This is a genomic window from Nonomuraea sp. NPDC051941 (assembly GCF_044593615.1).
Genome location: NZ_JBIUCF010000011.1, coordinates 107,235 through 121,714, shown reverse-complemented (window position 1 = coordinate 121,714; position 14,480 = coordinate 107,235). Strand labels below are relative to the sequence as shown.

Sequence of the window (14,480 nt, the reverse complement as noted above, 5' to 3'; positions counted from 1 at the left end):
CCGCGTGCCAAGGGAGGTGGGCCGGGGAGGTCCGGAAACTTGGGCTCTCTGTCCTTCGGCCCTACAGTCATGGCCATGGAGGTACGACGGGTCGTCGTCGTGGCGTACGAGGCGGTGGGGTTACTCGACGTCGCCTGCGTCACCTCGACGCTGGAGGAGGCCAACTGGCACGGCGCGGCGCCCTGCTACGAGGTGCGCGTGGCCACGCCGGGCGGGCACCCCGTCACCTGCGGCACCGGGCTGACCGTCCAGGCCCAGCTGGCGCTGGAGCGGATCCACGGGCCGCTCGACACGCTGGTGGTGTCCGGCGGGGTCGGCCACGACGACGCCGCGGCCAGCCCGCTGATCGTCGGCCACGTCCGCAGGCTGGCCCGCGAGAGCCGCCGGGTCGCCTCCGTCTGCACGGGCGCGTACGTGCTCGCCGCCGCGGGGCTGCTCGACGGGCGGCGCGCCACCACGCACTGGCAGCTGGCGCACGACCTGGCGGCCCGGCATCCCGCGGTGGCCGTGGACGCCGACCCGATCTTCATCCGCGACGGCAACGTCGCCACGTCCGCCGGCGTCACCGCCGCCCTCGACCTCACGCTCGCCTTCGTGGCGGAGGACAACGGCCCCGAGCTGGCCCGCACGGTGGCCCGCAACCTGGTCACCTACCTGCAGCGACCCGGCGACCAGGCGCAGATGAGCATGTTCGTCAGCGCGCCCGTCCCCGCGAACAACCTGGTCAGGCGGACCATCGAGTACATCGCCGCGCACCTGCGCGACGACCTCACCACGGCCGCGCTGGCGAACGAGGCGGGGGTGAGCGAGCGGCACCTCACCCGGCTCTTCCTCCAGCACCTGCAGCTGACGCCTGGGCGATATGTCCGGCAGGCCCGCACCGAGGCCGCCGCGCACCTGCTGGCGTCCACGTCCCTGCCGATGGCGTCCGTGGCCGTGCGGTGCGGGTTCGGGACGGCGGAGACGCTGCGGCAGGCGTTCGTCGACCGGTACGGGATCCCGCCGTCGCGCTACCGGCTGACCCAGGCGGCCGGGTGACCCGATCCAGGGAAATGCCGGGAGCTGGCTAGTCTGTCTGCGATGAACGAGGTCATTGGCGGGTACACGCTGCGGCGCCTGCTCGGGCGCGGCGGCATGGGCGAGGTGCATCTCGCCTCGACACCCACCGGCGGCCTGGCGGCGCTCAAGGTCATCCATCCGGCGCTGGCCCGCGATCCGGCGTTCAGGCGGCGCTTCGAGCGGGAGGTCGCGGCGGCCCGCCGGGTGGCCAGGTTCTGCACCGCGCCCGTGCTGGACGCGGGGATCGACGGCGATATCGCCTACCTCGTCACCGAATACGTCAAGGGGCCCGACCTGGCGCAGGCCGTGAACGAGCAGGGGCCGCTGTCCGGCGGGAACCTGGAGGCGCTCGCGGTGGGCATCGCCACCGCGCTGAGCGCCATCCACGGGGCCGGGGTGATCCACCGCGACCTCAAGCCGTCGAACGTGCTCCTCTCGCCGCTCGGGCCCCGGGTGATCGACTTCGGCATCGCCCAGCTCGTGGAGCACGACAGCCTGGTCAGCCAGGCGATACTCGGGACACCCGCGTTCATGGCGCCCGAACAGGTGCGCGGGGAGCCGCTGACGCCCGCGGCCGACGTGTTCGCGTGGGGCGGGGTGATCGCGTTCGCGGGGACGGGGCGGCTGCCGTTCGGGGGCGGGGCGCCCGCGGAGGTGCTGTACCGGATCACGCAGGAGGGGCCCAGGCTGGACGGGCTCGACGAGGGGATCAGGCAGGTCGTGGAGCGGGCGCTGGCCAAGGATCCGCGCCTGCGGCCGACGGCCCAGCGGCTGCTGGCGGACCTGGTCGGCGGCACCCGCCTGGCCACGGCCACCGAAAGGGTCGAGCGCACCTGGACGGGCACCACGACGGCCGACGTGCGGTCCGGACCCGACGTGCGGCCCGCGTCCGGTATGTCGCCCCCGCCCGCGATGCCGCCCGCTCCGCCTGCGTCTGCGTCTGCGTCTGTGTCAGCGTCTGCGTCTGGGGCGAAGCCGAAGCGGAGGCGGTGGCCGTGGGTCGCGGGGGCCGCCGGGCTCGTGCTCGCCGTCGTCGCCGCCGCCGTGACCGTCCCAGCGCTGTCGCAGGAGAGCTGGCCGTACGAGGCCGACTTCGGCGACTCCTGGGCGCTCGGCGCGTCGGAGGGCGGGAGCGCGCGGCAGGCGGGCTCCGGCTACGAGCTGACCGTCAAGCCGGGCTGGCGGCTGTGGAAGTCGGCCCCCAGGCAGGAGCCGGAGGGCGGCGTGGTCGTCAGCGCGAAGGCCACCCTTGAGGAGGGGAGCGGGGAGTACGGTGTGTGGTGCCACGGCTCGGCGCGCTCCGGCGATCGTTACGAGTTCGGGGTGAGCGGCTCGGGCAAGGTCACGATCGTCAAGCGCCGTACGGGCACCCGGGGCACGACCCTGTACGGCCCGGCGGACGCGCAGGGCGCGGCCGTCAACCGCGTCGTTGCGGAGTGCGGCGAGAGCGGGGGCAAGGTGACGCTGCGCATGTGGCTGAACGAACGCCTGGTCGCGCAGGCGACCGACTCCGACGCGCCCTACGGCCCCGGCGAGTCCGGCGTCCACGCCGCCTCCGGCGCCACCGGGTCCGCACGCGTCCGCTTCGACTCCTTCGCGCTCAGGCCGGCGGGCACGTGATGCCGAGAGGTGCGTGAGCGTGCGCTTCGGCGTGCTCGGTCCGTTGCGGATCGAGTCCGGTCAGGTGCCAGGACCGGCCAAGCACCGCACGTTGCTGGCCGCGCTGCTGCTGTCGGCCCGTGAGACGGTGCCGGTCGAGCGGCTGATGTCCGTGGTGTGGGACGACCGGCCGCCGGCCTCGGCGGGGTCGGTGCTCCGGGTGTACGTCAGCGCGCTGCGCAAGCTCGTGGACGGCATCCGTACGGTTCCGGGCGGCTATCTGATCGACGTCGAGCGGGACGACGTCGACTGCCACCGGTTCGAGCGGCTGGTCGGCGGGGCGCGGCAGGCCCGGGCGGCGGGCCGGGTGGCGGAGGCAGCCGATGGCTTCAGGACGGCCTTGGCGCTGTGGCGGGGGCAGGCGCTGGCCGACGTCGAGTCGTCCCTGTTGCGCCGGACGCACGCCGTACCGCTGGAGGAGCTGCGCCTGACCGCGCTGGAGGAGCGGGTGGAGCTGGACCTGCGGCTGGGCCGGGGCGCGGAGGTGATCGGGGAGCTGCGGGCGCTGGTCGGGGCGCATCCGCTGCGCGAACGTGCCTGGGTGCGTCTCATCGAAGCCCTTCACCAGGCGGGACGCCGGTCGGAGGCGCTCGGGGCCTACCAGGACGCGCGCCGGACGCTGGTGGACGAGCTGGGCCTGGAGCCGGGCGCGGAGCTGGCCGACGCTCACCGGCGGGTCCTGGCCGGCGAGGACCGCCCCGCTGCACCGGCCGGTGGCGACCGCGGCCCGGTCGACGAGCTGCCACCCGACATTTCTGATTTTGTCGGCCGATCGCCCGTGCTCGACTGGATCGTTCGGACGGCTCGCGAGCACGCGTCGGCCCCCGTGCACCTCGTCCTGCACGGCCCGCCCGGCTGCGGGAAGTCGGCCGTCGCGGTGCACGCCGCCACCGGCCTCGAACGCCCGGACGGCCGGCTCTACGCCTCGCTGGGCGCCCGGCCGCCCGGCGCCGTGCTGGAGGACCTGCTGCGTTCGCTGGGCTGCCCGGACGGCGCGGTCCCGCCGGCGCCGGACGAGCGGGTGCGGCTCTACCGGAGCATGACGGCCCGCAAGCGGCTGCTCGTCGTGCTGGACGACGCCGCCGACGAGGCCCAAGTGCGCCCGTTGCTGCCGACCGGGCCCGGCAGCCTCACCCTGGTGACGAGCCGGTCGCCGCTGGCCGGGCTGGAGGCGGCGCGGGCGTACGAGATGGGGGTGCTCGACGGGGACGAGGCGGTGGCGATGCTCGGCGAGGTGGCCGGGCACGAGCGCGTGCGGGCCGAGCCCGAGGCCGCCCTGCGCATCGTACGGCTCTGCGGCCACCTGCCCCTGGCCCTGCGCATCGCCGGCTCCCGGCTGGCCAGGAAGCCGGGCTGGACGCTCGACCACCTGGCGGGCCGCCTGGGGGACGAGCGGCGCAGGCTCGACGAGCTCAGCGCGGGCGACCTCGCCGTGCGGGGCAGCCTCGCGCTCGGCTACCGGGGCCTGGCCGACCCGGAACGGCGGCTGCTGCGCGGGCTCGGCGCGCTGTCGGCGCCCGACTTCGCGTCGTGGGTGTTCGGCACGGACCTGGAGCCGCTGGCGGAGGCCGGGCTGCTGCAGTCGCGCGGCCTGGACGAGGCAGGTCAGGAGCGCTACGGCTGGCACGACCTGACCAGGCTCTACGCCGCCGAACGCCTCGCCGGGGAGGAAGGCGGCCCGGAACGCGTGCTGGCCGTCATCGCCGGCGCGATCCTCGAACGAACCCGGCAGGCCAGGGCCTCCCTCCTGCCCGCCGAGCCCGGCACCGGCCGCACGGAGGTCCACCTGCCCGGCGCAGAGCGGCTGGAGACCGGGTGGCTGCGGCACGAGGCGCGCTGGCTGAGCGCCGAGCGCCGCTTCCTGGTGGCGACCGTCGGGGACTTCTCCCGGGTGGGCCTGTACGAGGCCGCCTGGCGGCTGGCTTTCTACCTCACCCCGCTGTTCGAGCTGGGCGCGCACCACGACGACTGGCACGCCACCACGGCGACCGGGCTGGACGCGGCCAAGGCGGCGGGCCACCGGCACGGCGAGGCGCTCCTGCTGCGCGGCCTGGCCGACCTGCACCGGGCCGAAGGACGCACGGAGTCGGCAGCCGCGGCGCTGCGGGCGGCCCAGCCGCTGGTGGAAGGGCTGGAGCTGGCCAGGGTCACGCTCCGGCTCGGGCTGGTCCAGGCCCGTCCGGCGGAGGCCGAGCAGGCGTTCGTACGGGCCCTGCGGGTCTTCGAGGAGGCGGGCGACCGGCGCGGGCGGGCCGATGCCTTACGGGCGCTGGGCGCGTTGCGCCGGGACGAGGGCCGGCTCAACGAGAGCCTGAGCGCGTACCAGGACCTCGGCGACCCGCGTGGCGAGGCGGAGGCGCTGCTGGACCTGGGCAGGCTGCACCTGGGCGGGGGCAGGCTCGCCGAGGCCCGCGGGTGCGTGGAACGGCGGCTGCGGATCAACCGCCGCCTGGGCGATCGGCTGCCCGAGGCGGGGGCGCTGCTCGTACTGGCCGAGATCGCCAGGGCGGAAGGCACGCCAGGGGCAGCGGCCGGCTCCGCGAGGGAAGCGCTGGAGACGTTCGTCGCCTACGGGGACCGGCGGGGCGCCGCGCAGGCCCTGATGGCGCTCGCCCGGGCCGCGCTGGACCTCGACGACATTGACGGAGCGGTTGAGGCGCTTACGCGTGCTATGGGAGAGTTTGACCGCCTCAGTGACGAGCAGGGCAGGGCCGAGGCCGACCGGCTCGCGCAGGAGGCCCGTAGACGGCGTGGCCCGCGGATATAGCGGACTATGCGGATCCTGAACGCCGCCTCCCTACGGTGAGGGCCACATCCCCGACAACGAAGGTGATCTCAGAATGCGAAAGACGATCGCGCTGGCTGTCGCGGCCGTCGCGCTGGCCGGTTGCGGTGCGCTCCCGGGGCGGCAGGCCGGCGGTGGCGGCGAGGAGAAGCAGCCCCAGACCGTCGCGGAAACCACCACCGAACCCCCGGCCACGGCCGAAGCGACAGAGGCGCCTCCGCAGGAGACCAGGGCGATCGCCAGCCGCGAGGCCGACGTGTCCGCTGGCGGGCAGCACGGCAAGGCCCGCGCCGACATCCTCGGGCTCAAGCGCCAGGGCAGGACGCTCAGCCTCAACTGGTCGATCACCGCGCTCGACGGCAAGGTCAACGTTCACAACGGCCTGGGTACGGCCACGCTCGACTTCACGGTGTCGGCCGTCTCCCTCATCGACCCGGTGAACGCCAAGCGCTACCGCGTGGCCCGCAACGGCACCGGCCAGGACGCGAAGTGCGTCTGCTCCGGCACCCAGGGCCAGTTCCTGGAGAAGGGGCAGACGTCCACGCTGTACGCGGTCTTCGCGGCGCCTCCGGCGGACGTCACGAAGATCAACATTGAGATGCCCATGATCGGCGTGCTCACCGATGTTCCTATCTCTTAGCGTCGCACTGGCCCTCGTCCTGTCGCCCACCCCGGCGCCCGGCGCGCCGTCCGACGCCGTGGGGGCGGTGGAGGACCTGGTGCTGCCCGTCGAGGACATCATCGGCGAGGTCGAGTCGCTGGACGGCACCGAGACCGAGACCAAGCAGGGGCGCCAGGTGACGGTCTCGCTCACCAGCGACGTGCTGTTCGCGCTGGACAAGTGGCAGCTGACCGCGAAGGCGAGGCAGCGGCTGCGGGAGGTGGCCGCGAAGGTGAACGCCGACGGAGCGGGCGGGGCGGTCAGGATCGAGGGGCACACGGACGATCAGGGGAGCGACTCGTACAACCTCGCGCTGTCGCGGCGGCGGGCGCAGGCCGTGGAGACGGCCATGCGCGGGCTGCTCACGGGGGCGGGGGCGAGTCTGGAGGCGCGGGGGTACGGCGAGAGCCGGCCGCGGCGGCCGAACGTGGTGGGCGGGAAGCCGGTCGAGAAGAACCGGGCGCAGAATCGGCGGGTCGAGATCGTCTTCACCGCCAAGCAGTGACCCCCGCCGGTGCCGTGAGCGGGGGGTCAGTCGGTTCGGAGTTGGCTCAGGGTGACGGTGACCGTGCTCGTGGTGCCGTCGGAGTGTTGCACCCCGACCTTGGCCTGGTCGCCGGGCCTGAGGGTGGCGAGGGCCTCCGCGAGGGACGCCATCGTCGGCGTGTTCCTGCCGTTGATCGAGACGATCACGTCACCGGCCGCGATCCCCGCCTTGTCCGCCCCGCTGCCCGGCTCGACCCGGATGACGCCCACGCCGATCTCCTGCCCGTCCGTGCTGATCACCGTGCTGCCCTGGATGCCGAGCGCGGCCCGGTGGCTGTTGGTGACCTTGCCGTACCTGACGATCTGGGTGGCGATGTCCCTGGCGGTGTTGCTCGGGATCGCGAACCCGATGCCCGGCGCCGCGCCCCCGCCGAGTTCGGGGTCGGTGGCCGCGAGCGTGGGAATGCCGATCACGTTGCCCGACAGGTCCACGAGCGCTCCGCCGCTGTTGCCCGGGTTGATGGCGGCCGAGGTCTGGATGGCGCCGGCGATCGTGGCCCCGGGGGAGCCCGCCTCCTGAGGCTCGGAGACGGTACGGCCGAGAGCCGAGACGATCCCGTTCGTCACGCTGCCCGACAGGCCCAGCGGGTTGCCCATGGCGAGCACGATCTGCCCGACCCGCAGCTTGGACGAGTCCCCGAACCGCGCGGGCCGCAGCCCGTTCGGGTTGTCCACCTTGATCACCGCCAGGTCCCCCGCGTTGAAGGACCTGACCAGTTTGGCCGAGCGCGGCGCGCCGCCGGTGGCGATCGTGACCTCCATCTTGCTGGCCTGGCCGACGACGTGAGCGTTGGTGATGATGTGTCCCGCGGTGTCGAGCACGATGCCGGACCCGAGCCCGACCTTGGTGGTGATCTGGACGATGGACGGCAGGACGTCGGCGATGACGTCCTCGTACGCCGACTCCAGCGAGTGCAGCGACGGCGGCGAGGGAGAGGCCGTCGGCGAGCTGTGCGGGGTCGCGGTCGACGGCGTCGCGCTGGACGTGGGGGGAGGAGCGCAGCCCGCGAGCAGCAGCACGAAAGCGGTGGCCAGTCCCGCGGCGATCCTCCTCATGGGAGGACTGTTCCCAGCTCAGCCCGAAAGATACGCTTCCCGCACGTTGTGCCTGCTCAGCTTGCCGGTCGGCGTGCGCGGCAGCGACTCCCGGTACTCGATCAGCCGGGGATGCTTGAGCCTGGCCAGCCGGGGCGCGCAGTGCCGCAGCAGCTCCGCCGTGAGCTCGTCCCCGGCCACCGCGCCGGCCGCCGGCTGCACGAGCGCGACGACCTTGTGCCCCCACTCCGGGTCCGGCACGCCGATCACGGCCACGTCCGCCACGGCGGGGTGTTCGAGCAGCGCCGCCTCGATCTCGGCCGGGTAGATGTTGACCCCGCCGGAGATGATCAGGTCGGTCCGCCGGTCCAGCAGGAACAGGTAGCCGTCGTCGTCGAGGTAGCCGATGTCCCCGGGCGTGTACGCCTGGCCGCGCATCGCCGCCGCCGTCTTGTCCGGGTCGCGGTGGTACTCGAACCGGTTGATCCCGCCGATGTAGACCAGCCCCGGCGAGCCCGGCCCCACCTCCTGGCCGTCTTCCCCGACGATCGTGAACGACATCCCGTCCAGCGCCCTGCCGACCGTGCCCGGCCTGGCCAGCCACTCCTGCGAGGACACCATGGTCGCCACGGCCGCCTCGGTGGACCCGTAGTACTCCCACAGCACGGGCCCTAGCCAGTCGATCATCGCCTGCTTGGTGGCCTGCGGGCACGGGGCCGCCCCGTGGTAGAGGTGGGTGAGGGACGACAGGTCGTACGACTCCCGATCCGGCACCCCCAGCAGCCGGTGGAACATCGTGGGCACCATGAACGCGTTCGTCACCCGATGCCGCTCGATCAGCCGCAGCGCCTCGACGGCCTCGAACCGCTCCGGCGCCACGATCGCGTGCCCGAACTGCAGCGCCATCATGGCCTGCCCGTACGGCGCCGAGTGGTAGAGCTGCGAGCACACCAGGTGCACCCCGCCGAACGGCAGCCCGAAGTGGCGCCAGCTCTTGCGGACGAGGATCGGGTACAGCTCCTCCGGCGTCAGGTCCAGCAGCCGCCGACGTACCCCTTTGGGTCGTCCCGTCGTCCCGGAAGTGTAGAGCATCATGGACCCGGCCCGCCGGTGCGGCGGCGCGGTGGCGGGCTGCCCGTCGGCGAGCTCGGCGACCGAGCGGGCGTCCGGCGAGACCACCAGCCCGGCCCCGCAGTCGGCCACGATGTAGTCGATCTCCTCGGCGGTGAAATGCCAGTTGACGGGCACGAGGTAGGCGCCGGTCTGGTACGTCGCGAGCATCATGGTGAGGGCGTCGAGCCCGTTCTTCAGCACGGTGACGACGCGGTCGCCGGGGGCGACTCCACGTGCCGTCAGGCCGTTGGAGACCTGGTTCACCCGGGCGAGAAGTTCACCGTAGGTGGCGCCGGTGTCACCGAGGAGCGCGGGACGTTCAGGGTCATGGGCTGCGATCTCGTAAAAACCCCTCATGTTCGCAGACCTTACAGAATTAGATTCTGCAGGGGTATTGGAGGAATTATCCAGCTCTCTTGTGACGTAACCTCATGGCCATGGCGGACGTCGGCGACAAGAGACCTTCATACGATTCACCCACCACTCCGTTCCGCAAGGTCGTCCTGCCTGCCGAGGAGACGGTCCAGATCCCCCGCCCGCCGGCGGCGGGTCCGTCCGTCCCTCTCAGGCCCCCGGCGGGCGGCCCGCCGGTGCAGCAGACCCCTCCCCAGCAGGCGCCTCTCCCGCAGCCTCCTGCCCAGCGAGGCGGTCCCGGCCCGCTCCCCGGCCCGCTGCCGCAGCCTCCGGTGCAGCAGCGGCCGCTGTATCCGCCCCCGTCCCCGCCCCTGCCCCTGCCCAAGCCGCCGAGGCGCGGCATCGGCGACATTCCGATCAAGGTCGTCTATCTCCTCGGTGCGATCCTTGTCACCGTCCTCGCCGTGTTCCTGATCTTCGTGGTCTTCTCCGGTGACGTGCCCACCAACAAGTCGGCCGAGCAGGTGGCCTCCGTCGCCCCCGTGCCGAGCTCCGGCGCCCCTTCGGCGTCGGCCGCCCCGACCCCCACCGAGAGCCCGATCGTGCTGCCGCCGGTGCCGAAGAGCAAGGCGTACCCGACCCTGGCGGGCACCGCGGCCGTGGTCACCGGCATCATCAGCGACAAGAACGCCGGGATCAGCTACCCCAGGCTGGCCACGCCGTGGAAGGCCAAGTCGTTCCCGCCGTTCTCCATCGCGCAGCGCATCGGCAAGGTGGCCGTCCCGCACACGGTGGTCGCCTCGGCCATGTTCCCGGGTGACTCGCCCACGACGAAGCCCTCCAAGGACGCCGACTACCGCGAGCTGGCCACCCAGGCCGCCCGCTGGTCGCTCCGCACGCAGTACCCCGCGGGCGCCACGCTCGCCTGGACCGCCTCCCAGAAGGTCCCGGTCGGCAAGGGCTGGACGCTCGGCTACCAGGTCACCTACACCTTCAACGGCAAGCAGCAGGTCGCCCAGGCCATGGTGACGATCGTCGAGGTGGGCAAGACCAAGCCCGCGATGCTCCTGGCCTCCATCCCCGAGCCGAACAAGAAGCGCTGGGCGGACATCAACACCCTCGTCCAACGGGTTCGACCGCTCTAGGCCAGAAGCATCCTCTAGAATATGGTTCTAGGTATGGGTCGGACCTGGCATGGAGGATGAGCATGGCGATCGGGTTGAGCGAGGAGCACGAGGCGCTCCGTGAGTCGGTGAGCGGCTGGGCCGAGCGGAACATCCCGTCCGAGCTGCTGCGCGCCGGGACGGACGGGCGTCCGTCGTTCTGGGCGGGCCTCGCCGAGCAGGGGCTGCTCGGCCTGCACGTGCCCGAGGAGTACGGCGGCTCCGGCTACGGGCTGCTGGAGACGGCCGTGGCCGTCGAGGCGCTGGCCGAGCGCATGGCCCCGGGTCCCTACCTGCCGACCGTGCTGGCCAGTGCCGTGATCAGCGCCTCCAAGCGCCCCGAGCACCTCGAATCGTTCGCCGACGGCACCCTCACCGGCGCCGTCGCCCTGACCGGCTCGCTGACCGGCACCCGCACCGAGGACGGCTCCCTGGTCGTCTCCGGCACGGCCGACCCCGTGCTCGGCGGCTCGCTGGCCGACGCGCTCGTGCTGCCGGTCGCCACGGACGACGGCGAGGAGTGGATCCTCGTCGACGCCTCCGCCGTCACCGTCACCGAGGTCAAGTCGCTGGACCTGACCAGGCTGGTGGCCAAGGTGGAGCTGTCGGAGCTGGTGGTCCCCGCCGAGGGCATCCTGGGCGGCGTCCAGCGCCCCGACGTGCTGAACCTCGCCGCGATCCTGCTCGGCGCCGAGGCCGCGGGCCTGGCCTCGTGGTGCGTCACCGCCGCCGCCGAATACGCCAAGGTGCGCGTGCAGTTCGGCCGCCCGATCGGCCAGTTCCAGGGCATCAAGCACAAGCTCTCCCGCATGCTGGTCGCGCTGGAGCAGGCCCGTGCGACCGTTTGGGACGCCACCAGGGCCGACGGCAAGGAGCTGGAGTACGCGGCCGCCATCGCGGGCGTGATGGCCCCCGACGCCGCCGTCCAGTGCGCCAAGGACGCCATCCAGACCTTCGGCGGCATCGGCTACACCTTCGAGCACGACGCCCATCTCTACTACCGCCGCGCGCTCACCCTGCGCGCCCTGCTCGGCTCCTCGTCGGAGTGGGCGGCCAAGGTGACCGGGCTGGCCCTGGAGGGCGTCGCCCGCGAGATGCAGATCGACCTGCCCGAGGACGCCGAGGAGCTGCGCGAGTCGATCCGGGCCGAGATCGCGGAGATCGCCCGGCTGGAGGGCAAGGAGCAGAAGCGGGCCCTGGCCGACCGCGGCTTCGTCATGCCGCACCTGGCCCGGCCGTGGGGCCGCGACGCCAAGCCGCTGGAGCAGGTGCTGATCGCCCAGGAGCTCAAGGCCGCCAAGGTCAAGCTGCCCGCGATGATCATCGGCGCGTGGGTGGTGCCGTCCGTCGCCGCGTACGGGACCCGGGAGCAGCAGGAGCGCTTCCTGCCCAGGACGCTCAGCGGCGAGACGATCTGGTGCCAGCTGTTCTCCGAGCCCGGCGCCGGGTCCGACCTGGCCTCGCTGCAGATGAAGGCTGAGCAGGTCGAGGGCGGCTGGAAGCTGACCGGGCAGAAGATCTGGACCTCCGTCGCCCACGTGGCCGAGTGGGGCATCTGCATCGCCCGCAACTCCAGCGAGGGCTCCAAGCACCAGGGCATCACGTACTTCCTGGTGGACATGAAGGCCCCGGGCGTCACGGTCCGGCCGCTGACCGAGATGACCGGCGAGAACCTGTTCAACGAGGTCTTCCTCGACGACGTCTTCGTCCCCGACGACCTGGTCGTGGGCGAGGTCGGCGACGGCTGGAAGGTCGCCCGCAACACGCTCTCGAACGAGCGCGTCTCGCTGTCGTCCGGCTCCGGCGGCACCGGCGCGTCCGTACCCGACCTGCTGGGCCTGATCGGCCGCCTCGGCCGCGAGCTGACGCCGGCCGAGGCGCAGCAGGTGGCCGCGGTGGTCTGCGAGGGCCACTCGATCAACGCGCTGTCGCTGCGGGTCACGCTCAAGCAGCTCGCCGGGGCCGAGCCGGGCGCGGACGCGTCCGTACGCAAGCTGCTGTCCACCTCCCACGCCCAGCACGTCTCCGAGACGGCGGTGGACCTGCTGGGTGCGGCGGCGGTCGTGGGGGCCGACATGAAGCTCGGCGACGCGGGCTACTGGAACCGCGCGGTGCTCGCCACCAGGGCGATGACCATCTACGGCGGCACCACGGAGGTGCAGCTCAACATCATCGGCGAGCGCATGCTGGGCCTGCCCAGGGACCCCGAGCCCGGCAAGTGAGCGTCATCCCCCCACGGGCTGCGGGGGGACGGCGGTGGCGTTCACGGCCGGTCTGGGGATGCCGACCCTGATCTCGCCGACGCAGGTGGACCGGCCGTCCAGGGTGCGCAGGACCAGGTCGGTCCCGCCGCCCTCGACGGCCGCGTACGTCGAGCCCAGGTCCTTGCCCGCGGGCACCCGCGTCTCGGACCCGCCGAGCCGCACGGACAGCGTGGTCTCCACCGGGTTCAGGTAGCCGATCTGGGCCGTCCACGTGCCCTTGGGCAGGGACAGGGGAAGGCGGAAGCGGACCCCCGCGGGGCCTACCCGCGTGCAGGGGGACCGCCCGGGGACGACGGCGCCCTCGATGGACACCGGGCGCAGGCGGCCCTGGTCGTCGAACATGAGCGGGCCGCTGACCGGCCCGTTCAGCCGGCCGGTCCAGGTGACCGGGTGCGTGGCGATGGGGCCGAGCACCTTGGACGTCAGCGCGTACCGGTAGAAGAACGTGGCCACGACCACCTTCGGCGGCACGTACGCGTCCACGATGACGGCGCCGGGCGGCGTGCGCTTGAGCGCCACCCGTGCCGTCTCCACGTAGCTCTTGACGTGCTGCCCGAGGGGCAGGCGGCCGTAGGCCGTCACCGACCAGATCGAGCCCGCCGCGACGGCGGCGGCCAGCGGCACCCACACCAGCCTCAGCCGGGGCGCGGGGCGGAGCCAGGGCCGCTCCTCGTCCCGCAGCGGGATGAACGCCAGGCCGATCACCAGGGCCAGCACCATGGACGTTGAGGAGACGTAGCGCAGCTCGTAGCCGCCCAGGTCGGGGCCGAGCTGCTCGATGCGCCCGATCAGCACCGGCACCACGTCGGCGAGCAGCACGTAGCCGAGCAGGACCAGCCAGGCCAGCCAGGCGCGCCTGCGGTAGCGGATCGACACCGCCACGGCCACGGCCGCCAGCCCGAGCGCGGCCCAGGCCGGCGCGGGCGGCGTGGCGGCGATGGCGTAGTCGTCCCCGATGGGCAGCCACTTCCACGGCCCGCCGAACGCGCCGGGCACCAGCGAGCCCCACAGCAGCGTCCAGGCGAACCTGGCCGCGACCGACAGGCTCGGCAGGCTCGGCTGCACGGTGTCGTCCGTGAGCTGCACGGAGGTGAAGAGCTGCCGGAAGAAGATCACCGCGTAGACCGCGACCACCCCGGCGTACAGCACCCAGGCCGGCCACTGCCGGGGCCGGCGCAGCCACCCCACGCTCAGCGCGAGCGCGAGCACCAGGATGAACGGCGCCTTCACGAAGAAGGCCATGCCGGCCGCCGTCCACGCCGCGGCGGCCAGCGCGTGCCTGAAGCGGCCGGTCCGCGCATAGTGCACGTGCGAGCTCAGCGCCATCGGCAGCGCGATCTGGAACGGCAGCGTCTCGATCAGCACCGCCCACCACGACAGCGACGAGATCGTCATCGGGGTCAGCAGGTAGAACGCGAGCGGCACCAGGATGGCCGGGCGCGGCCCGAACAGCAGCCGCAGCAGCCGCAGCAGCGCCAGCCCCGCGGCGCCGAGCAACGTCATCGCCACGGCGTGGGCCAGCACGTCGTTGTAGACCCCCAGCCGGCCCAGCGCCCACTGGATCGCGAACGGCCCGGGCACGAGGTGGCCGTAGTCCACCCGCATGAGGTAGTCCCAGGTCAGGCCGTGCTCCAGGCCGCGGGCGATGAAGGTGAAGTCGTCCTGCCTGAAGTAGGAGCGCCGTACCAGGTCGAACTTCCAGACCAGCTGGACGGCCACCATGACCAGTCCGGCGGCCAGCACGGCGTCGCCGCGCGTCCACGGGCGACCCTCGGCGCCACGCGTCCGCGGGCGGCTCTCGGCCGTCGTCTCGCTCGTCGTCACCGGTCCCTCTGGCCCCG

Annotated in this window: 10 protein-coding genes; 7 read left to right on the top strand and 3 right to left on the bottom strand. The window is 73.0% G+C overall.

Annotated elements, in window-relative coordinates:
• The first annotated feature begins 75 nt into the window (after positions 1-75).
• The 5 genes from ACIHFD_RS20230 to ACIHFD_RS20210 all read left to right on the top strand — a co-directional run bounded on the left by ACIHFD_RS20230 (position 76) and on the right by ACIHFD_RS20210 (position 6,669).
• Positions 76-1,038: a GlxA family transcriptional regulator gene (locus tag ACIHFD_RS20230; protein ID WP_355190880.1), complete on the top strand. Its 963-nt coding sequence runs from the start codon at positions 76-78 to the stop codon at positions 1,036-1,038.
• A 42-nt stretch (positions 1,039-1,080) separates the two neighbouring features.
• Complete coding sequence (locus ACIHFD_RS20225) at positions 1,081-2,679, top strand: serine/threonine-protein kinase (RefSeq protein ID WP_397368230.1); 1,599 nt, start codon at positions 1,081-1,083, stop codon at positions 2,677-2,679.
• Positions 2,680-2,692: 13 nt separating this feature from the next.
• Positions 2,693-5,485, top strand: a complete 2,793-nt coding sequence (locus ACIHFD_RS20220; protein WP_397368229.1) for a BTAD domain-containing putative transcriptional regulator — start codon at positions 2,693-2,695, stop codon at positions 5,483-5,485.
• A 73-nt stretch (positions 5,486-5,558) separates the two neighbouring features.
• Positions 5,559-6,143 (top strand): hypothetical protein, encoded by a 585-nt coding sequence (locus ACIHFD_RS20215; protein WP_397368228.1) that lies wholly within the window; start codon positions 5,559-5,561, stop codon positions 6,141-6,143.
• A complete protein-coding gene (locus ACIHFD_RS20210; RefSeq protein WP_397368227.1) occupies positions 6,127-6,669 on the top strand; it encodes an OmpA family protein in 543 nt (180 codons plus the stop codon). The genes ACIHFD_RS20215 and ACIHFD_RS20210 overlap by 17 nt, the downstream gene beginning before the upstream one ends.
• A 26-nt stretch (positions 6,670-6,695) precedes the next feature.
• Here the strand turns inward: ACIHFD_RS20210 and ACIHFD_RS20205 are convergent, their stop codons facing one another.
• Both ACIHFD_RS20205 and ACIHFD_RS20200 read right to left on the bottom strand, forming a co-directional pair.
• Positions 6,696-7,766 (bottom strand): S1C family serine protease, encoded by a 1,071-nt coding sequence (locus tag ACIHFD_RS20205; RefSeq protein ID WP_397368226.1) that lies wholly within the window; start codon positions 7,764-7,766, stop codon positions 6,696-6,698.
• A gap of 18 nt (positions 7,767-7,784) precedes the next feature.
• Positions 7,785-9,215, bottom strand: coding sequence for an AMP-binding protein (locus ACIHFD_RS20200; protein ID WP_397368225.1), 1,431 nt, complete (start codon positions 9,213-9,215; stop codon positions 7,785-7,787).
• Between the two features lie 80 nt (positions 9,216-9,295).
• Between ACIHFD_RS20200 and ACIHFD_RS20195 the strand changes: the two genes are divergently transcribed.
• Both ACIHFD_RS20195 and ACIHFD_RS20190 read left to right on the top strand, forming a co-directional pair.
• Positions 9,296-10,357, top strand: a complete 1,062-nt coding sequence (locus ACIHFD_RS20195) for a hypothetical protein (RefSeq protein WP_397368224.1) — start codon at positions 9,296-9,298, stop codon at positions 10,355-10,357.
• Positions 10,358-10,419: 62 nt separating this feature from the next.
• Positions 10,420-12,597, top strand: coding sequence for an acyl-CoA dehydrogenase (locus ACIHFD_RS20190; RefSeq protein ID WP_397368223.1), 2,178 nt, complete (start codon positions 10,420-10,422; stop codon positions 12,595-12,597).
• 3 nt (positions 12,598-12,600) lie between these two features.
• On the opposite strand, the gene ACIHFD_RS20185 is transcribed toward ACIHFD_RS20190, so the two are convergent.
• Positions 12,601-14,463 (bottom strand): hypothetical protein, encoded by a 1,863-nt coding sequence (locus tag ACIHFD_RS20185; protein ID WP_397368222.1) that lies wholly within the window; start codon positions 14,461-14,463, stop codon positions 12,601-12,603.
• Positions 14,464-14,480 lie beyond the last annotated feature (17 nt).